Origin of the sequence: Actinomadura kijaniata NBRC 14229, from assembly GCF_001552175.1 — a bacterium.
GTDB classification, from domain to species: domain Bacteria; phylum Actinomycetota; class Actinomycetes; order Streptosporangiales; family Streptosporangiaceae; genus Spirillospora; species Spirillospora kijaniata.
In genome coordinates this window covers 1-25141 of the sequence record NZ_BCQR01000180.1, presented here as the reverse complement: position 1 = coordinate 25141, position 25141 = coordinate 1, and the positions used below count along the sequence as shown (strand labels likewise).

Here is a 25141-nt window from a genome sequence, read left to right as displayed (position 1 = left end):
GCCGGGACGCCACCAGCTGCGGCAGGCGCGCCAGCGCGGTGAGGCGCTGGCCGCGCGCCGCCGCCCGCACGAACGCCGCCAGCCGGTCGCGCTGGGCGGCGGCCTCCTCGTAGCGGAGTTCGGCGGAGAGCCGGTCGATGCGGGTCCGCGCGGCGGCGACCACGGGCCGGGCGTCGCCCTCGATCACCCGCCGGGCGGCGGCGGTGTGCGCGTCGTAGTGCTCGGGGGTCTCCCGGCCCTCGCAGGGGGCGCCGCAGCGGCCCAGGTCGGCCAGGGCGCAGGTGCGGGCCCTCCCCTTCTCGATCAGTGTGAGGGTGAGGCGCTGGGTGCACTGGCGCAGCGGGACGGCCTCGTGCAGCGCGGCTCGCGCCTCCTCGGCCTGGCGCCGCGACGACAGCGGCCCCAGGTAGCTCGCGCCGTCGTCGCGGCACTCGTGGACGATCGACAGCCGGGGGAACGGCTCGACGGTCAGTTTCAGCCAGACGGCCCGTTCGGGGAACTTGGAGCGCCGGTTGTAGCGGGGCTTGTGCTGGGCGATCAGCCGCAGCTCCCGCACCTCGGCCTCCAGGCCGGTCGCGCAGACGACGGTGCGGACGCGTTCGGCGAGCCCCACCATCTCGCGGGCCCGCCAGCGCGTCTCGGAGCCGGTGAAGTAGCTGCGCACCCGCGACCGCAGGTCGCCGCTCTTGCCGACGTACAGCACCTCGCCGTCGGCGTTCTCGAACAGGTACACGCCGGGCGCGCTGGGCACGTCGTCGGCCAGGTACCGCTTGCGGCGCTGCTCGGGGGTCGGGGCCTTGGCGAACGACCGCAGCTCCTCCAGGGAGGAGACGCCGAACGAGCCGAGCCGTTCGATCAGACCGTGCAGCACGTCCACGGTCGCCCGCGCGTCGGCCAGGGCGCGGTGGTTGGGCTGGACGGTGGTGCGGAAGTGGCGGGCGAGGGTCTCCAGCTTGCAGTTGGGCACCTCGTCGCGGGTGAGGGTGCGGCGGGCCAGGTCGACGGTGTCGACGACGGGGAAGTCCGGCCACTCGTAGCCGTGCTCGGCGCAGGCGGCCTTGAGGAACCCGACGTCGAAGCGCGCGTTGTGGGCCACCAGCACGCAGCCGTGCGCGAACTCCAGGAACGCCGGCAGCACCTGCCCGATGCGCGGCGCGGCCGTCACCATCTGCTGGGTGATGCCGGTCAGGGCGGTGATGAACGGCGGGATCGGCCCGCCGGGGTCCACCAGGGTGGCCAGGTCGCCGAGCTCGACGCCGCCGCGCACCTTCACCGCGCCGATCTCGGTGATCGCCGCGTCCTTCGGGGACGCCCCGGTCGTCTCCAGGTCCACCACCACGAAGGTCACGTCGGCGAGGGGGGTGCCGAGATCGTCGAGGGTCCCCTGAACGGGATGCGCGGCCGTCATGTCGGTGACGTTATGCCACCCCACCGACAGTGGGCGGGGTCTCCGCGGGACCGGCGCCCGGGAGGCTCCGGACCTCCGGCGAGCCCGCCACCGCCGGGGCCGGTGCCGCTACGCTGGGGGGATTCTGGGGCCGGTTTCACCCTCCACGGCGGGTCGGGTGGACGTTCCCGCTGGTTAGGGCTTCGGCCGTCCGGGAAGAGATCAGCGCACCGGCGGCCACGAGGGAAGGAGCGGCGACATCGACGGCGCAGAGGCGGCGGAGCGGGTGCCGCGCCCGCTCCCCGAGGCGGTCCGCCAGCACGTGCTGGAGGCGGCCGCGGCGCTGCTCGGTGCTTTGCCGCCGGACGAGGTCCCGGCTCCGCTGCGCCGGTTCGCCCGGTTCGAGCGGCGCAAGCGCGCCAAGCTCGCCGGGCCGCACATCGCGGCGCTGCTGGAGAAGGACGAGGGGTTCCGCCGCCGGGTCGCCGAGGCGCTGCGCGAGTCGCAGCCGGATCTGGTGGAGCAGGTGGAGGCCGGGCGGGTCCCGCCGGCCGCCGAGCCGGTCGCGGTGGCCGCCATCGCCTATCTGCTGCGCCCGGAGGGCTGGTCGGACCTGGTGGAGTCGGCCCGCGCCGAGCTGGAACGCTCCGCCTCCGCCTCGGAGGAGGAGGCCGCCGAGCGGCGGATCGCCGCGCTGCGCCAGGAGCTGGCCGGTGCGCAGGCGGCCCGTTCCGCCGAGACCGACAAGCTGCGCGCCGAGCTGCGCGAGCTGAAGGCCGAGAACGCCGAGCTGCGCCGCAAGCTGCACGAGGCGCGCACCAGGGCCAAGGCCGCCCAGGCGCACGCCGACGCGATGGCCGCCGACACCGAGCGCGAGCTGACCGTCGCCCGCGAGGCCAAGGCCGCCGCCGAGAAGGAGCTGCGCAAGGTCCGCGCGAAGCTGGAGCAGGCCGAGAACAACGCCGAGGCCGCCCGCCGCGCCGCCCGCGAGGGCCGCAACATCGACGACGTGCGGCTGCGGATGCTGCTGGACACCCTGGTGGACGCCGCCCAGGGGGTGCGGCGCGAGCTGGCGCTGCCCACCACGATCGGCCGTCCCGCCGACGCGGTGGGCGGGGCCGAGCCGGGCGGCGCCCCGCACCGGGCGCTGCCGGGCCGGGCCCTGTCGGACGACGACCCGCAGCTGCTGGACCGGCTGCTGACGTTGCCGCAGGTCCATCTGGTGGTGGACGGCTACAACGTCACCAAGACCGGCTATGGGGAGCTTCCGCTGGCCGACCAGCGCCGCCGGCTGCTGGCGGGGCTGGGTGGGCTGGCCGCGCAGACCCGCGCGGAGGTGACGGTGGTGTTCGACGGCGCGGAGCTGGACGCGCCGGTGGCCACCATGGCGCCGCGCGGGGTGCGGGTGCGGTTCAGCCTGCCGGGGCAGACCGCCGACGAGATGATCGGGGAGCTGGTGCGGGCCGAGCCGCCCGGCCGGGCCGTGGTGGTGGTCTCCAGCGACCGTGAGGTGGCCGACGCGGCGCGGCGGGCGGGGGCCAGGCCCGCGCCCTCCACGCTGCTGCTGCGGCGGCTGGGGCGCTCCTGACCGTTACGCCAGGCCCAGCCCGGCCCGGCGGCGTGTGGCGTTCGCCATACCGCGGCCTCCGCGGCCTCCCTGGCTCCCGTGAGCTGTGATGATCCGGTCACCTTAAGTGGACAAAGTGAGCTTAAGGTCTGCAAATACCATCGTTTCAGTTGTGGCGCATGATCGCCCTCGCTAGTGTCGTCCGCTGACATCGTTGGACGAGAGGGGCGAACCGGACTGTGGCCAAGGACTTCAAGGCCGGCGCCCCGCGCTGGATGGCGGCGGTTGCCTGCCTGACCGTGACGGCGACGCTGACGACTCCCGTCGCGGTCGCGCACGCAGCTCCCAAGCCCAGCGCGGCGGAAGCAGAGAAGAAACTCGAGAAGCTCAACGAGAAGGTCGAGGACCTGGTCGAGAAGTACAACCAGGTTTCCGAGGACCTCAAGAAGGCCAAGCGCAAGCTCACCGAGGCCAAGAAGGCCGGTGCCAGCGAGCTGAAGGCCTTCGACCGGCAGCGCGCCCGGATCGCCGAGATGGCGAACAACGCCTACAAGAAGGGCGACACGGGCGACGTGGCGGGCTTCGTCGGCACCGGCGACCCGCAGGCCGTGCTGGACCAGGCGGCGGTCTTCACCCACCTGCAGCGCAACCGCAGCGACGACCTCGGCCAGTTCCTGGAGACCGCGCAGCGGCTGCGCCGCGAGCAGGCCCAGGCGCAGGCCGCCTACGACGAGGTCAAGAAGAAGGCCGACGAGCTCAAGAAGCAGAAGGCCGAGGTCGAGAAGAACGTCGCCGCGCAGAAGAAGCTGCTGCGCAAGCTGGGCCTGAAGGAGGAGAAGCCCCGCTCCGGTGGCGGCGGCGGCTCCTACAACGGCCCGGCCAGCGGCTCGGCCCGCACGGCGCTCAACTTCGCCTACGCCCAGCTCGGCAAGCCCTACGTGTGGGGCGGCACCGGCCCGGGCGGCTACGACTGCTCGGGTCTGACCATGAAGGCCTGGGCGGCCGCGGGCGTCAACATCACCCGCACCACCAACTCCCAGTGGGCCGCGACCCGGCACATCGACAAGAGCCAGTTGCAGCCCGGTGACCTGGTGTTCTTCCGTAACCTGGGGCACGTCGGCATGTTCGTCGGCGGCGGCAAGATGATCCACGCGCCGCGTACCGGCAAGAACGTCGAAGTGGTCGACATCACATCCGGCTACTACGCGCAGACCTACTACGGCGCGAGCCGCCCGTAACGCCGCATCCCCCGTCGGCACGGGCTTTTGCTCACAACGGACCAGGCTTGACCTGGTCCGTTGTCATTTTTGCCGGGCATTTGCCATCACGTGGACCTTTGATACCTTGTGGACACCTGAGGCACCCTCCAGGTGTCTTTCCCCGCACGTCGTCCCCCAGACGACGGACAACCCCCGGACGGCACGTCCCACGTGTCGCCACCCGCCCGGCGTCGTCCAGACGTCGCGGCCGTCTCCCAGGGAGACCTTCGGCCGGCCCGGCCGCACCGTGCGCACGCGAATCGGCGTGCATGGCGCTGAGAGCGCGCCACGGCGGACCATGAGGGCCCAGGCCACCGGCGGTTCACCGGTCCGCACGACCGGCCGCCCTGCCCATGACAACCAAGCCGCGCGTTCACGCGGGACGACAGGGTCCCGTGCCTCCGGCGAGCTTCACCACGCCTCTCGAACGTGTCGGCAACGCCGAATCCGCCTGTGCGCGGAACCGGGGACCCACTTGGGTCACGGTCCCGGACATCGCTTCCGGAACCGCCTCGACCCCGGGGTGAATCGGCGCGGCCTCCCGATCACGCATCGGCCCGCCTCGCCGTAGGGCGACTTCCAAGCCCGAACCCGTCAGCTAACCCGGTAGGCGTCTGGAAGAAGGAGCAACCCCTGCCCAGCAACGCTGCCAGCAGCATTCCCCGCCGGACCCGCATGGCGGGCGGCCTCGTGGCCGCCACCGCCGTCCTGACCCCCGCGATCGCCGTCGCCGGGACCTCCTCGGCCAGCGCCGCCACCCCCGTGGCCAAGGTCGTGCAGCAGGCCAAGAAGAAGTCCTGGGCCGAGCGCCAGAAGCTCGCCCAGAAGGCCCTGCGCGCCGCCGCCTCCAAGAAGGGCAAGCCCTACCGCTGGGGCGCCTCGGGCCCCAACGCCTTCGACTGCTCCGGACTGGTGCAGTGGTCCTACAAGAAGGCCGGGGTCGCCCTGCCCCGCGTGACCGGATCGCAGTACTCCGCCGTCAAGAACAAGATCTCCTGGAAGAACCTCGCCCCCGGCGACCTGGTCTTCTTCAACGGCAAGCGGCACGTGGGCCTGGTCTACAAGAAGACCGGCAACACCCTCCACATGATCCACTCCCCGCACAGCGGGAGCTCGGTGAAGGTCGTCAAGCTGGACGGCTACCGCAAGCGGACCTTCGCCGGCGCCGTCCGCCCCTTCTGACGGCGCCCCCTCACACCACGGGCGTGACCGCCGACCCCGTCTCCCATCCTCCCGGCGGTCACGCCCCTTCCCCCTCCTTCTCCTCATCGAGGAACCACCCGTAGTCACGGGCGCGCACGCGCCCACCGCCGAGTTCGCCGTTGCGCCCTGTCCGGGCGCGCGAAGCCGGGGACCCAATCTCCCCTGGGGTGAATCGGCCGCCACGCGGCCGTAGGGCAGCTTCCACGCCCGAACCCGTCAGCTAACCCGGTAGGCGGTATGGAAGCCAAGGAGCCATCTTCGTGTCAGGCAAGCACCGCAAGCCCAGCCCGCTCAAGATCGCCGTCCGCACCGGCGGCACCCTCGCCGTCGGCGCCGCCGTGATCGGCACCGCCGCCGCCACCGCCTCCGCCTCGGTCCCGATGCCGGGCAAGGACGCCCCCCGCAGCGGCGCGCTGGCCGCCATCGCCGCCGCCAAGCCCGCCCAGCCGGTGGCCAAGGCCGCCGTCGCCCCGCAGCAGCAGCCCCAGCAGCGGGTCCAGCAGCCGGCCCAGAAGCCCGCGCAGCAGGCCAAGCCCGCCCAGAAGCCCGCGCAGCAGGCCAAGAAGCGGCCCACCGCCGCCGACGCCATCAAGATCGCCGAGTCGCAGGTCGGGATCAAGGAGAACGGCGCGGGCGAGACCAAGTTCCAGGACTGGTACAAGAAGACCGAGCGCGCCAAGGAGACCGTCAAGCGCGACGGCGGCTCCCTGGACGGCTACACCGACGCCCAGTGGTGCGCCATGTTCGTCTCCTGGGTCGGCGACCAGCTCGGGTTCAGCGACCAGATGGGCGCCGACGCCTGGACGATCGCGCACGCCAACTGGTTCAAGGACCGGAACCGCTGGGGCACCGAGGCCAAGCCCGGCGCGGTCGTGTTCTTCTCCTGGAAGGGCGGCAAGAGCATCGACGACATCGTGCACGTCGGCATGGTCATCAAGGACAACGGCGACGGCACCGTCAAGACCGTCGAGGGCAACACCGGCAACGCCGTCCAGATCAAGACGCGCAACAAGAGCCAGATCGTCGGCTACGGCTACCCCGACTACGCCAAGTAAGCCGTGTTCCAGAAGCCCTGGCCCACGGCGCTCGCCCCGGGGGCTCGCCTCCGGCGTCGCCCCACCGGTCAGGTCACGCGCTCGCGCGGTGGTTGAGGCCGCTTGGAAACCCTCTCCGTCCCCGTGCATAGGATCGCCCCCATGACGGACGGTCCCCGCCGGGCGGAGCCCGCACGGCCCCGGCGCCGCCGAGTGATCGTCTCGGTGGCGGCCGGGGCCGTCGGCTGCCTGGCCGCCGGGCTCGCCGCCACGCTGGCCCCCGCCTCCCCCGGGACGGAGCGCGCCCCGGCCCCGCGCCCGGTCTCCGCCGCCGGGTTCGACCGCCGGGCCGCCGGCACCGTGCTGGCCAACCGCGCCCGCGCCGTGCGCGAGCGCGACCGCACCGCGTTCCTGGCCACCGTCGCCACCGCCCCGGCCGCGTTCCAGCGCGAGCAGGAGACGCTGTTCGACAACCTCCTCCGGCTGCCCCTCCAGGACTGGCGGGAACGGCTGGCCGACGCCCCCGCCGAGTCCGGGCCCGGCGCGGTGACCGTGCGGATCGACCTGCGCTACCGGCTGCGCGGCCACGACCCCGGGCCGGTCGCCCGGACGCGGTACCTGGCGTTCGCGCCCCGCGACGGCGGCTGGGTGATCAGGGGGCCGGGGCGGCCCGGCCCCGGCGCCGCCCCCGCGCAGGCCGAGATCTGGGACGACCGGCCGGTGCGGGTCGTGCGCGGCCGGTCCAGCCTGGTGATCGGGGACGCCGCCGGGCTGGAGGAGATCGCGCGCCGGCTGGACGCGGCCCTGCCCGCCGTCTCCCGCGTGGTCGGCGACGGCTGGCCCCGCCGCGCCGTCGCGCTCGCCCCCGCCGACCCGGAGCGCGCCGCCGCCCTGGTGGGCGGCGGCCGGGACCTCGCCTCGATCGCCGCCCTGGCCGTCGCCGCGGGCGACGCCGGCGACCGGATCGTCATCTCCCCCGCCGCCTTCCCCCGTCTGAACGGGCTGGGCCGCTCGGTCGTGCTCACCCACGAGCTGACCCATGTGGCCACCGGCGGCGCCCGCGACGGCCGCACCCCGCTGTGGCTGATCGAGGGGCTGGCCGACTACGTGGGCTACCGGGACGCGAAGGTCGCGGTGCGCGACGCCGCCGGGGAACTGCGCCGCGAGGTCGCCGCGGGGCGGCTCCCGGACGCGCTGCCGGGGCCGGCGGCGTTCGACGGCGGCTCCGGGCGGCTGTCGCAGGCCTACCAGGAGGCCTGGCTGGCCTGCCGGATGATCGCGCAGCGGTACGGTGAGGCGACGCTGGTCCGGCTCTACCGGGCCGCCGGACGCGCCTCCGAGGACGCCGCGCTGCGCGCGGTGCTGGGCGTGGACCGGGCGCGTCTCACCGCCCTGTGGCGCGACTACCTGCGAAGGGAACTGCGTTGACGGTCCACACCCCACCGGCGGCACCCCTCCCACCGGCGGCGGACGCCCGCCGTCCCCGCGTCGCGGCGGCGGTCACCGCCGGGGTCCTGCTGGCCTCCGTCGCCGTGATCCTGGCGGTCACCACGCCCTGGGACCCGCTGTCCGGCCACGTTCCCGGCGGGCGGACCGTCCCGGACCCGGCGCTGGACTTCTCCGCCGCCGAGCTGGCCCGCGCCCGCGCGTTCGACGCCGAGCTCAACCCGATCGCCTACACCCGCCTGGCCGTGGGTCTGCTGGCCGTCCTGGCGCTGGGCCTGACCCCGCTCGGCGCGCGGTTCCTGGGCTGGGCGACCGCCCGGGGGCGGCGGTGGCCGCTGCGGGTCGCGCTGGCCGCCGTGGTCCTCACCACCGTGCTGCGGCTGGTGGGCCTGCCGTTCGGGATCTGGGGCGAGACGGTGCTGCGCCGCTACGGCCTGTCCACCCAGACCTGGGGCTCCTGGCTGGGCGACCAGGCCCGGTCGCTGGCCGTGACATGGGTGGTGTGGTCGCTGGCGCTGCTGCTGCTCTACGCGCTGCTGCGGCGCTTTCCGCGCTACTGGTGGACGGGCGCGGCCGTGGGCGCGTTCCTGCTGGTGGTCGGCGGGTCGTTCGTGTACCCGGTGGTGGTGGAGCCGGTGTTCAACAAGTTCCACTCGCTGCCCGCCGGGCGGCTGCGGTCGGACCTGCTGGCGATGGCCGACCGCGACGGGGTCCCGGTGGAGGACGTCCTGGTCGCCGACGCGTCCCGGCGGACCACCTCGCTCAACGCCTACGTGTCCGGGTTCGGCTCGACCCGCCGGATCGTGGTGTACGACACGCTGCTGAAGTCCCCGCCCGCGCGGATCGAGTCGATCGTGGCCCACGAGCTCGGCCACGCCAAGCACCGGGACGTCCTGCACGGCACCCTGATCGGGGGGCTGGGCGTCGCCGGGGCGGTGTGCCTGCTGTCCCTGCTGCTGTCCTCGCCCCGGCTGGCCCGTCGGTCCGGGACGCCGGAGGGCGCGGCGGCGGCCGACGCGCGCTCGGTGGCGCTGGTGCTGGCGCTGGTGACGGTCGCCACGCAGCTCGGCGGGCCCGTGCAGAACTTCGTCAGCAGGCGCGTGGAGGCCCGCGCCGACGCCCACGCGCTGGACCTGACCCGCGATCCGGCGACGTTCGTGTCGATGCAGCACGAGCTGTCGGCGCGCAACCTGTCCGATCCCCGCCCCAACGGCCTGGAGCGCCTGCTGTGGTCCTCGCATCCGCCAGGTCCGGAACGGATCGCCATGGCCCGCGACTGGGCGAAGCTGCACGGCGTTCCGGTGCCACCGCCCCTGAACCGCCGCTGAACCGTCCTTGGGCCGCCCCTGAGGGCCGATGGGGGCGTCCGGGGCTCAGGTGAGCGGCACGGGGGTGGTGCCCTCCGGCCCGATCTTCAGGGACCGCTTGAGGGCGCTGCCCTTGGCCCAGTCGTCCCAGTCGAGCTGCCAGTAGCCCCAGCCGTTCTCCGGCTCCAGCTCCCGGATCGTCCCGGTGACCTTGAAGGGATCGCCCCGGTAGGAGAAGTCGTAGAACCAGCGCGCGTCGGCCGGGCTGGCGTTGACGCAGCCGTGGCTGACGTTGGAGTTGCCCTGCGACCCCACCGACCAGGGCGCGCTGTGCACGTACTCGCCGCTGTTGGAGATCCGCACGGCCGAGTAGACGACCTGGCGGTAGTAGTCCGGGCAGCCGGGAGGACACCCCACCGTGGAGGAGTCCATGACGACCGGGTTCTCCTTGTCCATGGTCAGGTGGTCGCCGTTGGTGGTGACGTACTTGAGCCGCCCGCCCTTGCCCATGCTGATCGGCATCCGCCGCACGACCCTGCCGTTCTTGCGGACGACCATCTCGTGGTTGTTCTCGCTGGCCTTGGTGATGTGCTCGTCGCCGATGCGGAACCGCACCGTCTGGTTCCGCCCGCCCCAGGTGCCCTTGGAGGTCCGCACCCCGGCCAGGTGGGCGGTGAACGAGGCGTCGGTGTGCCGCGGCCAGTGCTTCCTGGTCCGGAACACGACGGTCTGGTTGCCGAACCAGTGCCAGGCCCCCTCGACCGGCTTGGCCGACCGCACCTCCAGGGCCCGTTCCACGGCCGCCCGGTCGGCGATCTCCCGGTCGAACCGCAGCACGATCGGGATGCCGACGCCGACGGTCTCCTTGTCGTAGGGCGCCTCGATCGTCGTGGCGACGACCTGGTCGGCCTTGGCGGTGCGGAACTGGCTGGTGGCGGTCCGGGTCCTGCCGTCGCGGCCCAGCGCGGTCGCCGTCACCGCGTACCGGGTGTCGGGCTGCAGCGTCCACGTCGCGCGCCACTCGGTCCGGTCGGCGTTCAGCGTCCCCTCGACCGGGTCGCCCTTGGTCGTGACGGTGACGTTCTCGACCGTGCCGTTGCGGGCCCGCACCGTCACGGGGCTGTCGGGCCGCAGGTCGTCGCTGTCGTGCGCGGGCGCGACCTCCAGCCGGACGGAGTTGTCGGCCATCTCCGCGTCGCTGCCGGTGCAGCCCGCGGCGCCGGCCGCCATGGCCGCCGCGAGCAGCAGGGCGGCGGGCAGCCGCCCGCGGTCCGTCGCTTCCGATCCCCCGCCGCGCACCGTCAACCCCCCGGGCCGTCACCGTGTGAAATGACCTGACTCCATGGCGTGAAAACCATGGTCGTCGCCCATTATGAAGGGGGCCGGCGCCCGCGTGAACGCGGGACACCGGCCCCCTGGGGATCCTTTGCCGATCAGTGGCTGAAGTGGCCCCGGTAGTACTCGAAGACCAGACCGATCACGGACATCAGCATCGCGGCGCTGCCCGCGAGCACCAGCCACCAGCCGAACACCACGCCGAGCGTGATGGCGGCGGCCGACAGGCCCACGAACAGCGGCCACCAGCTGTGCGGGCTGAAGAAGCCCATCTCGCCGGCCGCCTGCGCGATGTCGCCCTCGGGGTCGTCCTCGTACAGCGGGCCGCCGTTGGCGGCTTCCAGGCGGCGGATCGTGAAGTGGATGTAGAACCCGATCAGACCCGCCAGGCCGACGGCCAGGGCCATCGCCGTGGTGCCGGTCCAGTCCTTGGACCACAGCCAGTACACGACGTCGGTGGCGAGGAAGAACAGCGCGCACCCGTAGAACATGAACGCCTGAACGCGCATCGGCTAGTCCCCCTTGAGCTTCTGTTCGTCCGAGGCGCCCGACCCGACCGCGGCGGCGCGGGCGTCGGCCGCCGAGATCTCGCCCTTGGCGCCCACGTGCGGGTGGTGCAGGTCGAACGCCGGACGCTCGGATCGGATCTTGGGGATCGAGTTGAAGTTGTGCCGCGGCGGCGGGCACGAGGTGGCCCACTCCAGCGAGCCGCCGTAGCCCCACGGGTCGTCGACCTCGACCTTCTTGCCCTTCTTGTACGTGATGTACACGTTGTAGAAGAACGGCAGGAGCGAGCAGCCGAGGATGAACGAGAAGACCGTGGAGATCTGGTTCATGCCGACGAACTCGTCGGGGTAGTCGGCGTACCGGCGCGGCATGCCGGCGGCGCCCAGCCAGTGCTGCACCAGGAAGGTGCCGTGGAAGCCGATGAACAGCAGCCAGAAGTGGATCTTGCCGAGGCGGTCGTTCAGCATCTTGCCGGTGAACTTCGGCCACCAGAAGTAGAAGCCCGCGAACATCGCGAACACCACGGTGCCGAACACGACGTAGTGGAAGTGCGCCACCACGAAGTAGGAGTCCGAGAGCTGGAAGTCCATGGGCGGCGAGGCCAGGATGACGCCGGTCAGGCCACCGAACAGGAAGGTGACCAGGAAGCCCAGCGACCACAGCATCGGCGACTCGAACGTCAGTTGCCCTCGCCAGATGGTTCCCACCCAGTTGAAGAACTTCACCCCCGTGGGCACGGCGATGAGGAACGTCATGAACGAGAAGAACGGCAGCAGCACCTGGCCGGTGACGAACATGTGGTGCGCCCACACGGTGATCGACAGACCGGCGATGGTGATGGTCGCGAAGACCAGGCCGATGTAGCCGAAGATCGGCTTGCGCGAGAAGACCGGGAAGATCTCGGTCACGATGCCGAAGAACGGCAGCGCGATGATGTACACCTCGGGGTGGCCGAAGAACCAGAACAGGTGCTGCCACAGCAGCGCGCCGCCGTGCGCGGCGTCGAAGACGTGGGCGCCCAGCTTGCGGTCGGCCTCCAGGGCCAGCAGGGCGGCGGCCAGCACCGGGAAGGCCAGCAGCACCAGGATCGAGGTGAGCAGGATGTTCCAGGTGAAGATCGGCATCCGGAACATGGTCATGCCCGGCGCGCGCATGCACAGGATCGTGGTGATGAAGTTGACCCCACCCATGATCGTGCCGAAGCCCGACATGCCGAGGCCCATGACCCACAGGTCACCGCCGATGCCCGGGGAGCGCACCGCGTCCGACAGCGGGGCGTAGGCGAACCACCCGAAGCTGGCGGCGCCGTTCGGGGTGAGGAAGCCCGACAGCGCGATCAGGCTCCCGAACAGGAACAGCCAGTAGGCCAGCATGTTCATGCGCGGGAACGCCACGTCGGGGGCGCCGATCTGCAGCGGCATGATGACGTTGGCGAAGCCCGCGAACAGCGGCGTCGCGAACATCAGCAGCATCACGGTGCCGTGCATGGTGAAGAGCTGGTTGAACTGCTCGTTGCTCATCACCTGCATGCCGGGCTTGTACAGCTCGGCACGCATCAGCAGCGCCATGACGCCGCCGATGAGGAACATGAAGAAAGAGGTGATCAGGTAGAGATAGCCGATCACCTTGTGGTCGGTCGAGGACATCCAGTTGGCGATGAGGCGCCCCTTGGAGGTCCGCGACGCGGTGACCGGCGCGCTCGGAGCGTGACTGATCGCGGTCACTTGGCGCCTCCCGCGGCCTTGGCCTTGGCGTCGTCAAGGAACTTCTGGTACTGCTCGGGCGTCACGACCCGGAGCTGGAACAGCATCCGGCTGTGGTCGACGCCGCAGAGCTCGGCGCAGCGGCCCTCGTACGTTCCCGTCTTCTTCGCCGTGAACTCGAACTCGTTCGTGTAGCCGGGCATGACGTCCTTCTTGTAGAGGAGCGCCGGCACCCAGAACGAGTGGATGACGTCGTTGGCGTGCAGCCGCACGCGCACCTTCTTGCCCGCCGGGATGGTCATGACCGGCTTGGCCCCCGTGGGGGCGTTCGGAGCCACCGGGACGCCGACGACCGACGCGACGGTCGAGGCGTTCTTCTCCGGCCCCGACTTGTAGTCGAACTGCCAGCTCCACTGGAAGCCGATCACATCGACGGTGACATCCGGCTTGTCGGTGAGCTTCTCGACGTAGGCCTCGTCGCGGGCGGTGAAGAAGAACAGCACACCGATGATCACGAACGGCACGGCCGTGTAGAGGATCTCGATGGGCATGTTGTAGCGCACCTGCGGCGGCAGGTCGTCAGAGCGCTTGCGGTGGAACAGCACCGCCCAGAGGATCAGTCCCCAGACGACGGCACCGACGGCGAACGCAGCGATCCAGGAGCCCTGCCAGAGCTTCAGCATGCGCTCGGCCTGGTCACTGATCGGCTCGGGCATGCCCAGGCGGGACATCTCGCCGCTGCACGCGGTGGCGGTCAGCGCCAGCAGGCCCAGCGCGCCGGCGCTTTTCAATGCGCGGCGACTGCGCACAGGCGTACGCCGCTCCCTAGAGCGGGTCGGACTCACGGAATGCCTTCCCCACGGATGAGAGCCCAGGGAACTCCCGGGCAGAGAGATCAGTTGTTACACGTTTGGGGGACACATTAGCGCGAGGGTCCCGGCACCCCCGTCCTGGGTACCCGGTTAGTGTTCTGGCGTGGCTAACTTCTCCGCCCCCGGCGCCTACCTCGACGCCGCCTCCACCGAGCCGCCGCATCCCGCGGCGCGGGAAGCGCTGCTGTCCGCGCTGGACGCCGGCTGGGCCGACCCCGCGCGGCTGTACGGCGCGGCGCGCGGCTCCCGGATGATGCTGGACCAGGCCCGCGCCCGGGTGGCCGGGGTGCTGGGGGTCCGGCCCGACGAGGTGGCGTTCACCTCCTCGGGCACCCAGGCGGTCCAGCTGGGGATGCTCGGCTCCCTGCGGGCCCGTCGGCGTGTCGGCGGCCACCTGGTGGTGGGCGCGGTGGAGCACTCCAGCGTGCTGCACACCGCCCAGCAGCACGAGCGCGACGGCGGCCGGGTCACCGTCGTGGGCGTGGACCGCGCCGGGCGGGTGGACCCGGCGGAGTTCGCGGCGGCGCTGCGGCCCGACACGGCGCTGGCCTGCCTCCAGTCGGCCAACCACGAGGTCGGGACGGTCCAGCCGGTCGCCGAGGTCGCCGAGGCGTGCCGGGCGGCGCGGGTGCCGCTGCTGGTGGACGCCGCGCAGTCGGTGGGACGGGCCGACGTCCCCGAGGGCTGGTCGGTGCTGACGGCCAGCGCCCACAAGTGGGGCGGCCCGCCCGGGGTGGGCGTGCTGGTGGTCCGCAAGGGCGTGCGCTGGCGGTCGCCGCTGCCCGAGGACGAACGCGAGGGCCGCCGCGTGCCGGGCTTCGAGAACGTGCCGGGCGCGGTCGCCGCCGCGGCGGCGCTGGAGGCGTTCCGGTCGGAGATGGCCGCCGACGCGCCCCGCCTGTCGGCGCTGGTGGACCGGATCCGGGAGACGGTGCCGCGGGCGGTCGCCGACGTGGAGGTGGTCGGGGACCCGGTGCGGCGGCTGCCGCACCTGGTCACGTTCTCCTGCCTGTACGTGCCGGGCGAGGCGCTGCTGACCGAGCTGGACCGGCTGGGTTTCGCGGTCTCGTCCGGAAGCTCCTGCACGGCCGATACGCTGCGTCCCAGTCACGTCTTGGAGGCGATGGGGGTGATTACCCATGGGAACGTCCGGGTATCGCTGCCGCGTGGCGCGAAGTCGGACGACGTGGACCGGTTCCTGGCCGTGCTCCCCGACGCCGTCGCCCGGCTGCGCCGGGCCGCCGGGGTGACCGCCCCGTGACCGTCCCCGTCCCGAACACCCCCGTCCCGAACACCCCCGCCCCGAACACCCCCGCCCCGAACACCCCGTCGGACAGCAGAACAGGGAGGCGGACGCGCCCATGAGGTTCCGAGGCCGTGCGCGTCGCGAGAACGCCCGTCAGGCACCGGCCGAGCAGCCGGCGCCGCAGCCCGCGGGTCCGCCGCCGTTCCTGGTGATCGACGCGCTGGGCCGCAAGTGCCCGATCCCGATCATCATGCTGGCCGAGCGGATCCGCGAGGTGCCGGTCAACGAGGTCGTGTCCGTCTGGGCCGACGACGTGGCCGCCCGCACCGACATCCCGGCCTGGTGCCGGATGAAGTCCCAGGAGTTCGTCTGGGAGGAGACCCTCCCCCAGGGCGGCTGGGGCTTCCACATCCGCCGCATGTACTGACCCGCGAACAGAAGCACGCCGCGTCCCGCCGAAGCGGGAACGCGGCGTGCTCGTGCCTCAGCCGACGCGAGTGCGTCTGTCTGAGCCCTGGACGCGACGGCGGAGCCGAGCGTCCAGGGGGAAGGTCGCGAAGCGATCACGCACTCGCCGAGCTTCCGGGCCGAGGGTGGGCCCCCAGGCGGACCCTCGGAGCCGGACGCTCCTTTTACCCAGCGCAGCCGAGGTGCGGGGCGACCTCGTCGGCGGCGTCCTGGCCGTAGGCGGAGGCGAACCGGTCCAGGAACCGGCGGCGGCCCAGCTTGTACTCCTGCGGGCCGGCGGTCTCCAGCACGTGGGCGGCGATCAGGTTGCCGACCTGGGCCGAGCGCTCCAGCGACAGGCCCCAGGCGGTCGCGGTGAGGAACCCGGCGCGGAACGCGTCGCCGCCGCCGGTCGGGTCCACGACCTTGTCCACCGGGACGGCCGGGACGTGCAGGCCCTCCTGGCCCCGGCGGTCGATGACCACGCCCTTGGCGCCCAGCGTGGTGACGCGGATGCCGACCCGGTCGAGGATCTCGGCGTCGCTCCAGCCGGTCTTCTCCTCGCAGAGGGCCTTCTCGTACTCGTTGGTGAACAGGTAGGCCGCGCCGTCGACGAGGCTGCGCACGTCCTCGCCGTCCATGCGGGCCAGCTGCTGGGAGGGGTCGGCGGCGAACGGGATGCCCCGGGTGCGGCACTCCTCGCTGTGCCGGACCATCGCCAGGGGGTCGTTGGGGCTGACCAGCACCAGGTCCAGGCCGCCCACGCGGTCGGCGACGGGGCCGAGCTCGATCTCGCGGGCCTCGCTCATCGCGCCGGCGTAGAAGCTGGCGATCTGGTTCTGGTCCTGGTCGGTGGTGCACAGGAAGCGGGCGGTGTGCCGCAGCTCCGACACGTGCACCGAGGCGGTGTCCACCTTGTGGCGCTCCAGCCAGGACCGGTAGTCGGCGAAGTCGTCGCCGACCGCCCCGACCAGGATGGACTCCTTGCCGAGGCTGCCCATGCCGAAGCAGATGTTGGCGGCGACGCCGCCGCGCCGCACCTCCAGCTCGTCGACCAGGAACGACAGCGACACGCGGTCGAGCTGGTCGGGCATGAGCTGGTCGGTGAACCGTCCGGGGAAGGTCATCAGGTGGTCGGTCGCGATGGAACCGGTCACGGCGATGCGCACGGCGTCGCTCTCCTCTGGTGTCGTCCGGCTGTATGTCCGGCTGTGGTTCGACCCCGGCAGGGGGCGGGCGGGCAAAGCCTACTTGCCATGGCACCACGGGACACCGCGCACGCGCACCCCCCGGCGGGGTAAGGGGCACAAGAAAAGAGCGGCCCGGACAGATCGTCCGGGCCGCTCGGAGGCTCCGGCGGACCCGAGGGTCCGCGTCCGCCCGCCAGTCTAGTTGAAGGAGTCGCCGCAGGCGCAGGAGCCCGAGGCGTTCGGGTTGTCGATCGTGAAGCCCTGCTTCTCGATCGTGTCCACGAAGTCGATCGTGGCGCCCTGCAGGTAGGGGGCGCTCATCCGGTCCACCCGGACGCTGAGGCCGCCGAAGTCCTGCACCTGGTCGCCGTCCATCTCCCGCTCGTCGAAGAACAGCTGGTAGATCAGACCGGAGCAGCCGCCGGGCTGCACGGCGACACGCAGCGCGAGGTCGTCACGCCCCTCCTGCTCGAGCAGGCCGCGGGCCTTCTCGGCGGCGGCGTCGGTCAGGACGACGCCCTGCTGCGTGGTCTCCTGCGTGGTCTCGCCTGAAACCGTCATGTGTTCAGCTCCCGGGTCACTTGCTGCGCCGCCTGCGGCGGCTGTCTGTCGCGTTACACGGAGACGGCGTGCGCCTCTTCCCGTGGACAACGTACCTCGCGCGCGGCTCATTCCGCTTCCCGGGAGGCTTTCGCGGTCCGGGCCCCCGGCGGACGGGAGCACCCGCCGGGTGTGCGATGATTAGTCGTCAAAGCGACGATAAGTCCCCCGTCGCAGGAGGGAGACTCCCGTGACCGTCACCCCTGAGCGCACCACCGGGCCGGTTCCCGGCGCCCCGGCGCGCGACCTGCCGCTGCTGCTGCTCGGCGCCGGCTCCGACCCGGCCAGCGAGCGCGGCGTGGACTGCCCCGGCGAGCTGCCGCCCGCCTCGGACCCGGACCTGGTGGAGCGGGCCCGCGCCGCCAAGGCCGCGCTCGGCGACCGGGTGTTCGTGCTGGGCCACCACTACCAGCGCGACGAGGTCATCCAGTTCGCGGACGTGACCGGCGACTCGTTCAAGCTGGCCCAGCAGGCGGCGGCCCGGCCCGAGGCGCCCTACATCGTGTTCTGCGGCGTGCACTTCATGGCCGAGTCCGCCGACATCCTCACCGCCGGCCACCAGCAGGTCGTGCTGCCCGACCTGGCGGCGGGCTGCTCGATGGCGGACATGGCGACGTTCGACCAGGTCGAGGAGTGCTGGGAGGTCCTGGAGGACGCCGGGATCGCCGACGACGTGGTGCCCGTCACGTACATGAACTCCTCGGCCGACATCAAGGCGTTCGTGGGCCGCCACGGCGGTGTGGTGTGCACCTCCTCCAACGCCAAGCGGGCGCTGGACTGGGCCTACTCCAGGGGCAAGAAGGTGCTGTTCCTGCCCGACCAGCACCTGGGCCGCAACACGGCCGTGCTGGAGATGGGTTTCTCCCTGGACGACTGCGTGGTCTACAGCCCGCACCGGCCCGAGGGCGGCCTGTCGCAGCGGCAGCTGCGGGACGCGAAGATGATCCTGTGGAAGGGGCACTGCTCGGTCCACGGCCGCTTCACCAAGGAGTCGGTGGACGACGTGCGGGCCCGCGTTCCCGGCGTCAACGTGCTGGTCCACCCCGAGTGCCGGCACGAGGTCGTCACCAACGCCGACCTGGTCGGCTCCACCGAGTTCATCATCAGGACGCTGGAGGCGGCCCCGTCCGGGTCGTCGTGGGCGATCGGCACCGAGCTGAACCTGGTCAAGCGGCTGGCGAACGCGCACCCGGACAAGAACGTGATGTTCCTGGACAAGGCCGTGTGCTTCTGCTCGACGATGAACCGCATCGACCTGCCGCACCTGGTCTGGTCGCTGGAGTCGCTGGCCCGCGGCGAGGTCGCGAACGTGATCCGGGTGGACGAGGAGACGGCCCACTACGCGCGCGTGGCGCTGGACCAGATGCTGGCCCTCCCCTAGCCGGGGGGGAACGCCGGGACCTCGCGCCCCCGTCCTCAGTCGAGGACGGGGGCGTCCCACAGGGGGAACCAGCGGCCGGTGTCGGCCTCGACGGGCAGCTCACCGGCGACGGCCTCGCGCGCCGCGGCCTCCACGGCGTTGTTGCGGCGGCGTTCCCGGCGCCCGCCGGGGCGGGGCGCGAACGGGTAGAACGTGCCCCGCGACGGCAGGTGGACCAGGAAGAGGCGCTGCCGGTCCCGCCGGCGGAACCCGACCGCCGCGTACAGCAGGTAAGCGCCGAACCCGGCCCGCTCCAGCGTGGACCGCACCAGGTACAGGTCGGCCACCAGCCGGTCGAAGTCCTCGGGCGGGCGGCGCAGCCGCGTCCAGGCGTGCCCGTAGGGGCTCTCGGTCACCTCGGTGTCCGGGCCGCCCAGCAGCCGGTCCAGCTCCCGCCGCGCCCCGGCGAACGCGCCGAACGCGCCGCCCTCGACGAGCCGGTAGCAGACCGCCCCGGCGCCGGTCGGGACGAACCCGGTCCCGGCGGTCAGCGCGGGCAGCGCGGAGACCAGGCGGTGGAGGTCTTCGGCGGCGGGACGCGGCGGGTCCGGCCGGCCGGGAAAGGCGCGGCCGAGAAGGCCGGGCAGGGGCGGGCGCATCCGGGTCACCGCCCGCCCGCCGCCAGCCGGCGGGAGACCAGCGTGAGCCGGGCGACGCGCCGCGCCAGCGTGGGATGGCTGGACAGCAGCCCGGCCGCGTCCCGCCGGCGGCCCCGCACCGGGACCACGCACAGGCCGCTGACCGGGCGCAACGCCCGCCGGTCGGCGGCGCCCGCGCCCCGCACCTCGTCGTCGAGCCTGCCGAGGGCGGCCGCCAGGTCGGTGGGGCGGCCGGTCAGCAGCGTTCCGGTGGCGTCGGCGCACAGCTCGCGGTGCCGCGACAGCGCCATGCTCGTGACCAGCCCGGCGGTGTACAGCGCGGCGGCGGCCACGGCGAGCGGGAGCAGCGGCACCGCCAGCGGCGTCCCGAAGGGGCCCAGCGGTCCCCGCGGCCGCAGCAGCCCCGTCCAGAAGCCCAGGAACAGGTCCGCGCACAGGCAGGGGAAGACCGCGATCCCGGCGATCAGCACGTCCCGGTTGCGGATGTGCGCGATCTCGTGGCCGAGGACGGCGTTCAGCCCGGCCGGGCCGAGGGCGTCGCGCAGGCCGTCGGTGACGCAGACGATCGCCGATCCCGGGCCGGATCCGGCGGCGAACGCGTTGGGCACCGGGGTCGCGGCCACCGCCACCCGGGGTTTGGGCAGCCCGGCGGAGACGCACAGGCGGTCGACGAGCGCGTGCAGCTCCGGTTCGGCGGCGGCGGTCACCTCGCGGGCCCCCGTCGCCCACAGCACGAAGCGGTCGGCCCAGCGGCACTGGACCACCGCCAGCGCGACGGCGGCGGCGACGGCGGCCAGCCCCCACAGCGGGCCGCCCACCAGGAAGAAGGGCAGCACGGCGGCGGCGTAGACGCCGGCCACCAGCGCCATCGTGAAGAACATGCGGCGGTACAGCGCCGCGTCCGGCTCGAAGTGCCGGTCGGTGAACGGCGGCCCCATCGGTCCCCCTGCGGTCCGTCTCTCCCAGGACGGTAGGACGCGCAGGGGAACGCGGTGGTGCCCCGCGTCACACTTTCCGCGTCAGTCGGGGATCAGCCCGCTGTCGCCGAGCATCTGCCGGACCTCGTCGATGTCGGCGTCCGCGGGCGGTAGGATCAGCTCCGACGGCTCCAGGCTGTCGGGCGGCAGCTCCTTGCCGACCCTGCGGACGTCGTCCAGCAGCGCGTGCAGCGCCCTGCGGAAGGTCGCCTCGTCGCCGCTCTCGATCGCCGCCTCCAGGGCGTCGTCGAGCGCGTTGAGCGCGGCCAGGTCGGCCGGGGCCACGTCGAACTGGCCCTCGCTCATGATCCGGACGATCACTGGTGGCCCCCCGGCTGCTGCGGGTAGCCCTGCTGCGGGTGCGCCTGCGGGTAACCCTGCTGGTCCTGCTGGTAGCCGGGCTGGGGCTGCGCCTGCGGCGGGGCCTGCTGGGCGCCGGGGTTGAGCTCCTTGGGCGCGGGGCCCTGGCCGAGCTCGGCCTTCATCCGCTCCAGCTCCAGGTCCACGCCGCCGGTGGCGCCCACGCGGTCCAGCTCGGCCTGGATGTGGTCCTTGGGCCCGGAGTAGTCCTCCAGGGCCCCGGAGGCCAGCAGTTCGTCGATGGCCCCGGCGCGGGCCTTCATGTTCTCGGTCTTCTCCTCGGCGCGCTGGATCGCCAGGCCGACGTCGCCCATCTCCTCGGAGATGCCGGTGAACGCCTCGTTGATCTTCGTCTGCGCCTCGGCGGCGGTGTAGGTGGCCTTGATGGTCTCCTTGCGGGTGCGGAAGGAGTCGACCTTGGCCTGCAGGCGCTGGGAGGCCAGCGTCAGCTTCTCCTCCTCGCCCTGCAACTGCTCGTACTGCGCCCGCAGGTCGACGAGCTGGGCCTCCAGCACCGACTTGGACTGCAACGCCTCGCGCGCCAGGTCCTCCCGGCCCACCTGCAACGCCTTGCGGGCCTGCTCGGTGCGCTTGTCCTGCTCGCGCTCCAGGCCGTTGATCTGCAACTCCAGGCGCTTGCGCGAGGTCGCGACGTCGGCAACGCCCCGGCGGACCTTCTGCAGCATCTCAAGCTGACGCTGGTAGGAGTAGTCAAGGGTCTCGCGCGGATCTTCCATCCTGTCCAGGGTCTTGTTCGCCTTGGACTTAAAGATCATCGACATTCGCTTCATCACGCTCATCGCGCGGCGCCGGTCCCTTCGTGTGCGCTCAGTACAGAAACTGGGCTCTATGACCACTGCTGGGGTTCATATCACCCTACGCTGTAACGCGCGAGGCAGCCACGATGTTCGCAGCCGGTAGGCTGAACCTCGTGTTCCGACGTCGTACCCAGGAAGCCCCCGAAAATCCTCCTCAGGTAGTAAAGCCGGGAGGAAAGGGGCGCCCCACGCCCAAGCGTTCCGAGGCTGAGAAGCGCCGCCGACAGCCCATCACCGCGCCCAACACGCGCAAGGAGGCCTATCGGAAGCTGCGCGAGAAGCAGGCCGCCGAACGCGCCAAGCAGCGCGAGGGGATGTTGCGAGGGGACGACAAGTACCTCCTCAAGCGCGACCGCGGTCCCGTGCGCCGGATGGCCCGTGACTACGTGGACTCCCGCCGCACCATCGGCTCGTACCTGATGTACATCATGTTCGCGGTGGTGGTGCTGAGCCTGACACCGGTGGCGATCGCCCGGCTGATCGGCCTGCTGGTGCCGCCGGTGCTGCTGGGCGCGGTCTTCATCGAGGGCTTCTGGATCAGCCGCGGGGTCAAGCGGCTGGCCGCCGAGCGCCACCCGGACGAGGACGCCAAGGGCGTCGGGCTGTACGCGGCGATGCGCGCGATGCAGATCCGCCGGCTGCGGATGCCCGCCCCGCAGGTGAAGCTGGGCGAGAAGGACAAGGTCTGATCGGCGGGGTCTGAGCGACGGGTCCGGTCCGCGGGGTTGATCGGCTTCGCGGATCGGCGGCTAGGGTCGGCGGCATGGAGTTCCGACGACTGGGCCGCAGCGGCCTGAAGATCAGTGAGATCGCCTACGGGAACTGGCTCACCCACGGTTCGCAGGTCGAGGAGGACGCCGCCCGCGCCTGCGTGGCGGCGGCGCTCGACGAGGGGATCACCACCTTCGACACCGCCGACGTCTACGCGGGCACCCGCGCCGAGGAGGTGCTGGGCCGGGCCCTGCGGGGGCAGCGGCGCGAGGGTCTGGAGATCTTCACCAAGGTCTACTGGCCCACCGGCCCCGGCCCCAACGACCGGGGCCTGTCGCGCAAGCACATCATGGAGTCGCTGCACGGCTCGCTGCGCCGCCTGCAGACCGACTACGTGGACCTGTACCAGGCGCACCGCTTCGACTACGAGACGCCGCTGGAGGAGACCCTGCGGGCGTTCGACGACCTGGTGCGGCAGGGCAAGGTGCTGTACGTCGGGGTGTCGGAGTGGCGGGCCGAGGAGATCGAGCGCGCCCTGACGATCGCCGACGAGATGGGCTTCGACCGGATCGTCTCCAGCCAGCCGCAGTACTCGATGCTGTGGCGGGTCATCGAGGAGGAGGTCGTCCCGCTCTGCGAGCGCGAGGGCGTGGGCCAGATCGTCTGGTCGCCCATCGCCCAGGGGGTGCTGACCGGCAAGTACCAGCCGGGGCGGCCGCTGCCGGAGGGGTCGCGCGCCACCGACGGCAAGGGCGGCGCGGACATGATCCGCCGGTTCCTGGACGACGACCTGCTGACCCGCGTGCAGGACCTGCGGCCGATCGCCGACGAGCTGGGCCTGACCATGGCGCAGCTCGCGATCGCCTGGACCCTGCAGAACCCGAACGTGTCCGCCGCGATCGTCGGGGCGTCCCGTCCCGAGCAGGTCCGCGACAACGTGAAGGCCGCCGGGGTGACGCTGGAGGCCGAGGTGCTCAAGCGCATCGACGACGTGCTGGGCGACGTCGTGATCCGCGATCCGGCCCTGACCGCCAGCCCGTCCAAGCGCCCCTGAGCCGGGCGGTCCCGCGGCGTGGGCCCGGCCGGGGAGGCCGGGCCCACGCCGTCATCGCGCGGTCACCGCGGGTCGGCCAGGCTCATCGTGTAGACGACCTTGTCGCCGTCCAGCAGCGACACCTGGGCGACGCCCTCCTCGCGCAGCGCGCGCCACTTCTCGCCGACCCACGTCTCGGCGTCGGCCTGGGTGGTGAACGTCTCATCCGACGTGCCCACCGTCTGCCCGTCGGCCCGTTCCAGCCGCCAGCTCCACGCCATCCCGACCTCCCTCGTCGCGGCGAGCCTACGCGCCGCCGCCCCTAAGCTCTCCGATCATTATGGATTTGGAGCTCCGTGGAGTGGCGGGACCGGACGGCTGGCCCGCCGAGGGCTGCCGCTGTGCCTCCTGCAACCGGCTGCGCGCCGCCGGGATCCGGCACGCGCCCGCCCGCGTCCTGGTGGACGGCGTCCCGCCGGCCGCGCACCCGCGGGGCCGGGCGGTCCCCGGCGGCCACGACGTGGCGGGACGCCTCCTGGTGGCGGGCGGGCCGGGAGAGTGCCCCGAGCCCGTGCCCGGCGCGGTCTACGAGGCCGTCCTGCTCGACCTGGTCGGCGCCCCCGAGCACCTGGGGCGGCTGCGCCGGGCGGGGGCGGTGACGGACCGGACCGAGGTCCACGCCCTGCACGTCGACCACCGCGTGCCCTCCCCCGCCGAGCTGGAACGCCGGACGGGGTTCTGGTCGCGCCCGCCGGGCGGCCCCTGGCGCACCGTCCTGCTGGGCGGGTCGCGTTCGGGCAAGTCGGCGGAGGCCGAGCTGCGGCTGATGGGCCACCCGGACGTCACCTACGTGGCGACCGGCCCGGACCGTCCCGGCGACGCCGAGTGGACGGCCCGCGTGGAGGCGCACCGCCGGCGGCGTCCGGCCTGGTGGCGGACGGTGGAGACCGTCGACCTGCCGCCGCTGCTGGAGTCGGCGGCGGGCGCGCTGCTGATCGACGGGATCGGCACCTGGCTGGCCGCCGTGATGGACGAGACCGGCGCGTGGCAGGACCCCGCGGCCGTCGCGCCGCGCCTGGACGCCCTGGTCGCCGCCTGGCGCGCCACCTCCGCCCAGGTGATCGCCGTCAGCGACGAGGTGGGGCTCTCGCTGGTGTCGGCCAACCGGGCGGGGCGCGCGTTCGCCGACGCCCTCGGCCGCCTCAACCAGCGGCTCGTCGCCGAGTCCGAGGAGGCGGCCCTGGTCGTGGCGGGCCGCGTGGTGGAGCTGGCGTGACCGGCTGGCTGAACGGCCTGCGCCTGGCCGTCCCGCTGCTGACGGTCGTCCGGCTGCGCACCGGCCCGGTGGACAGGGCGACCGGCCGCCGCGCGATGCTGCTGGCCCCCGCGACCGGCCTGATCGTCGGCGGGGCCGCCGCCCTGGTCCTGCTGGCGGGCGGCGCCGCGGGCCTGTCGCCCCTGCTCGGCGCCGCGCTGGCGGTCGCCGCGTCCGCGGCCCTGACCCGCGCCCTGCACCTGGACGGCCTGGCCGACCTGGCCGACGGCCTGGGCAGCGGCCGACCCGCCGCCGAGGCCCTGGCGATCATGAAGCGCTCCGACATCGGCCCGTTCGGCGTCATGACGCTCCTGCTGGCCCTGCTGGTCCAGGTCGCGGCCCTGGCCTCGGCCCCGGACGCCCCCGTGGCCGCCCTGGTCGCCGCCGTGACGGGCCGCCTGGCCCTGCCCTGGGCGTGCCGGACGGGCGTCCCCTCGGCCCGTCCCGGCGGCCTGGGCGCCCTGGTCGCCGGGACCGTGGGGACCCCCGCCGCGCTGGTGGTGACGGCCGTGGTGCTCGCCGCGTCCCTGGTGGCGGGCCCGTACGGTGTGGCGGCGGTCCTGGGCGGCCTGGCGGCGGCGCTGCTGACCCTGCGCCGCGCGGTGGGACGCCTGGGCGGTGTCACCGGCGACGTCCTGGGCGCCCTGGTGGAGATCGCCACGACGACCGCCCTGGTGATCCTGGCCGCCGCCTGACCCTCAGGCGTCCCCGGCGACGGCCGTCGGCCTGACGGCGGCGCCGCTGGCGCCGCGCCGCGCGGTACGCCGCCACGGCGGGGTCACCGGCGACGCGCTGGGCGCGCTGA

25 protein-coding genes and 2 riboswitches are annotated in these 25141 nt (G+C 72.9%); of the genes, 13 read left to right on the top strand and 12 right to left on the bottom strand.

From position 1 onward, the window contains the following. Window positions 1-1408: DEDD exonuclease domain-containing protein (locus AKI01S_RS40280; protein ID WP_067830679.1), on the bottom strand; the 1408-nt coding region annotated here is incomplete at its 3' end. A 265-nt stretch (window positions 1409-1673) separates the two neighbouring features. Here AKI01S_RS40280 and AKI01S_RS40275 point away from each other — a divergent pair. From AKI01S_RS40275 to AKI01S_RS40250, 6 genes are all read left to right on the top strand, one after another. Continuing rightward, window positions 1674-2975: an NYN domain-containing protein gene (locus AKI01S_RS40275; RefSeq protein ID WP_084000728.1), complete on the top strand. Its 1302-nt coding sequence runs from the start codon at window positions 1674-1676 to the stop codon at window positions 2973-2975. Between the two features lie 218 nt (window positions 2976-3193). Continuing rightward, window positions 3194-4192 carry a C40 family peptidase gene (locus tag AKI01S_RS40270; protein ID WP_245681980.1) on the top strand — a complete coding sequence of 333 codons (999 nt, stop codon included), beginning with the start codon at window positions 3194-3196 and terminating at the stop codon, window positions 4190-4192. A 450-nt stretch (window positions 4193-4642) separates the two neighbouring features. Next, a riboswitch (cyclic di-AMP (ydaO/yuaA leader) is annotated at window positions 4643-4842 on the top strand. A gap of 46 nt (window positions 4843-4888) precedes the next feature. After that, window positions 4889-5395, top strand: a complete 507-nt coding sequence (locus AKI01S_RS40265; RefSeq protein ID WP_067830674.1) for a C40 family peptidase — start codon at window positions 4889-4891, stop codon at window positions 5393-5395. A gap of 133 nt (window positions 5396-5528) precedes the next feature. After that, window positions 5529-5666: riboswitch (cyclic di-AMP (ydaO/yuaA leader) on the top strand. A 10-nt stretch (window positions 5667-5676) separates the two neighbouring features. Next, window positions 5677-6471 (top strand): CHAP domain-containing protein, encoded by a 795-nt coding sequence (locus AKI01S_RS54460; protein ID WP_067830671.1) that lies wholly within the window; start codon window positions 5677-5679, stop codon window positions 6469-6471. Between the two features lie 141 nt (window positions 6472-6612). Next, complete coding sequence (locus AKI01S_RS40255) at window positions 6613-7878, top strand: gluzincin family metallopeptidase (RefSeq protein WP_084000726.1); 1266 nt, start codon at window positions 6613-6615, stop codon at window positions 7876-7878. Then, on the top strand, window positions 7875-9224 hold the full coding sequence (locus AKI01S_RS40250; protein WP_084000725.1) for a M48 family metallopeptidase: 1350 nt from the start codon (window positions 7875-7877) through the stop codon (window positions 9222-9224). The genes AKI01S_RS40255 and AKI01S_RS40250 overlap by 4 nt, the downstream gene beginning before the upstream one ends. Before the next feature lie 45 nt (window positions 9225-9269). Here the strand turns inward: AKI01S_RS40250 and AKI01S_RS40245 are convergent, their stop codons facing one another. The 4 genes from AKI01S_RS40245 to ctaC form a co-directional block, all read right to left on the bottom strand. Then, window positions 9270-10502: a L,D-transpeptidase gene (locus AKI01S_RS40245; protein WP_245681979.1), complete on the bottom strand. Its 1233-nt coding sequence runs from the start codon at window positions 10500-10502 to the stop codon at window positions 9270-9272. A 134-nt stretch (window positions 10503-10636) separates the two neighbouring features. Beyond that, entirely contained in the window at window positions 10637-11047 is a 411-nt protein-coding gene (locus AKI01S_RS40240; RefSeq protein WP_067830668.1) for a cytochrome c oxidase subunit 4, read from the bottom strand. A 3-nt stretch (window positions 11048-11050) separates the two neighbouring features. After that, entirely contained in the window at window positions 11051-12769 is a 1719-nt protein-coding gene (gene ctaD / locus AKI01S_RS40235) for an aa3-type cytochrome oxidase subunit I (protein ID WP_067830663.1), read from the bottom strand. Continuing rightward, window positions 12766-13557: an aa3-type cytochrome oxidase subunit II gene (ctaC, locus tag AKI01S_RS40230; protein WP_067830661.1), complete on the bottom strand. Its 792-nt coding sequence runs from the start codon at window positions 13555-13557 to the stop codon at window positions 12766-12768. The genes ctaD and ctaC overlap by 4 nt, the downstream gene beginning before the upstream one ends. Window positions 13558-13723: 166 nt before the next feature. Between ctaC and AKI01S_RS40225 the strand changes: the two genes are divergently transcribed. Beyond that, on the top strand, window positions 13724-14881 hold the full coding sequence (locus AKI01S_RS40225; protein WP_067830659.1) for a cysteine desulfurase family protein: 1158 nt from the start codon (window positions 13724-13726) through the stop codon (window positions 14879-14881). 100 nt (window positions 14882-14981) lie between these two features. Next, on the top strand, window positions 14982-15293 hold the full coding sequence (locus AKI01S_RS40220; RefSeq protein ID WP_084000723.1) for a sulfurtransferase TusA family protein: 312 nt from the start codon (window positions 14982-14984) through the stop codon (window positions 15291-15293). A 205-nt stretch (window positions 15294-15498) separates the two neighbouring features. Here AKI01S_RS40220 and AKI01S_RS40215 read toward each other — a convergent pair whose 3' ends face one another. After that, the gene (locus AKI01S_RS40215; RefSeq protein ID WP_067830657.1) at window positions 15499-16482 is read right to left on the bottom strand and encodes a carbohydrate kinase family protein; all 984 of its coding nucleotides are present in this window, start codon (window positions 16480-16482) and stop codon (window positions 15499-15501) included. A gap of 219 nt (window positions 16483-16701) precedes the next feature. Beyond that, window positions 16702-17064, bottom strand: coding sequence for a HesB/IscA family protein (locus AKI01S_RS40210; protein WP_067830654.1), 363 nt, complete (start codon window positions 17062-17064; stop codon window positions 16702-16704). A gap of 229 nt (window positions 17065-17293) precedes the next feature. Here AKI01S_RS40210 and nadA point away from each other — a divergent pair, with 229 nt between their 5' ends. After that, on the top strand, window positions 17294-18484 hold the full coding sequence (nadA, locus tag AKI01S_RS40205; RefSeq protein WP_084000721.1) for a quinolinate synthase NadA: 1191 nt from the start codon (window positions 17294-17296) through the stop codon (window positions 18482-18484). 35 nt (window positions 18485-18519) lie between these two features. Here nadA and pspAB read toward each other — a convergent pair whose 3' ends face one another. From pspAB to AKI01S_RS40185, 4 genes are all read right to left on the bottom strand, one after another. Continuing rightward, window positions 18520-19122 carry a PspA-associated protein PspAB gene (gene pspAB, locus AKI01S_RS40200; protein WP_067830652.1) on the bottom strand — a complete coding sequence of 201 codons (603 nt, stop codon included), beginning with the start codon at window positions 19120-19122 and terminating at the stop codon, window positions 18520-18522. Window positions 19123-19127: 5 nt separating this feature from the next. After that, window positions 19128-20060: a M48 family metalloprotease gene (locus tag AKI01S_RS40195; protein WP_067830650.1), complete on the bottom strand. Its 933-nt coding sequence runs from the start codon at window positions 20058-20060 to the stop codon at window positions 19128-19130. Between the two features lie 81 nt (window positions 20061-20141). Continuing rightward, complete coding sequence (gene pspAA / locus AKI01S_RS40190) at window positions 20142-20420, bottom strand: PspA-associated protein PspAA (RefSeq protein WP_067830648.1); 279 nt, start codon at window positions 20418-20420, stop codon at window positions 20142-20144. After that, a complete protein-coding gene (locus AKI01S_RS40185; RefSeq protein WP_218010009.1) occupies window positions 20417-21259 on the bottom strand; it encodes a PspA/IM30 family protein in 843 nt (280 codons plus the stop codon). Before AKI01S_RS40185 ends, pspAA begins: the two co-directional genes overlap by 4 nt. Before the next feature lie 131 nt (window positions 21260-21390). Between AKI01S_RS40185 and AKI01S_RS49835 the strand changes: the two genes are divergently transcribed. Continuing rightward, window positions 21391-21966: a DUF3043 domain-containing protein gene (locus AKI01S_RS49835; protein WP_245681978.1), complete on the top strand. Its 576-nt coding sequence runs from the start codon at window positions 21391-21393 to the stop codon at window positions 21964-21966. A 74-nt stretch (window positions 21967-22040) separates the two neighbouring features. Continuing rightward, complete coding sequence (locus AKI01S_RS40175; RefSeq protein WP_067830638.1) at window positions 22041-23042, top strand: aldo/keto reductase family protein; 1002 nt, start codon at window positions 22041-22043, stop codon at window positions 23040-23042. A 62-nt stretch (window positions 23043-23104) separates the two neighbouring features. On the opposite strand, the gene AKI01S_RS40170 is transcribed toward AKI01S_RS40175, so the two are convergent. Then, window positions 23105-23302 (bottom strand): YegP family protein, encoded by a 198-nt coding sequence (locus AKI01S_RS40170; RefSeq protein ID WP_067830635.1) that lies wholly within the window; start codon window positions 23300-23302, stop codon window positions 23105-23107. 59 nt (window positions 23303-23361) lie between these two features. On the opposite strand from AKI01S_RS40170, the gene AKI01S_RS40165 reads away from it, so the two are divergent. Both AKI01S_RS40165 and AKI01S_RS40160 read left to right on the top strand, forming a co-directional pair. Next, window positions 23362-24297 carry a bifunctional adenosylcobinamide kinase/adenosylcobinamide-phosphate guanylyltransferase gene (locus AKI01S_RS40165; protein WP_067830632.1) on the top strand — a complete coding sequence of 312 codons (936 nt, stop codon included), beginning with the start codon at window positions 23362-23364 and terminating at the stop codon, window positions 24295-24297. Next, a complete protein-coding gene (locus AKI01S_RS40160; protein ID WP_067830629.1) occupies window positions 24294-25031 on the top strand; it encodes an adenosylcobinamide-GDP ribazoletransferase in 738 nt (245 codons plus the stop codon). Before AKI01S_RS40165 ends, AKI01S_RS40160 begins: the two co-directional genes overlap by 4 nt. Window positions 25032-25141: the final 110 nt, after the last annotated feature.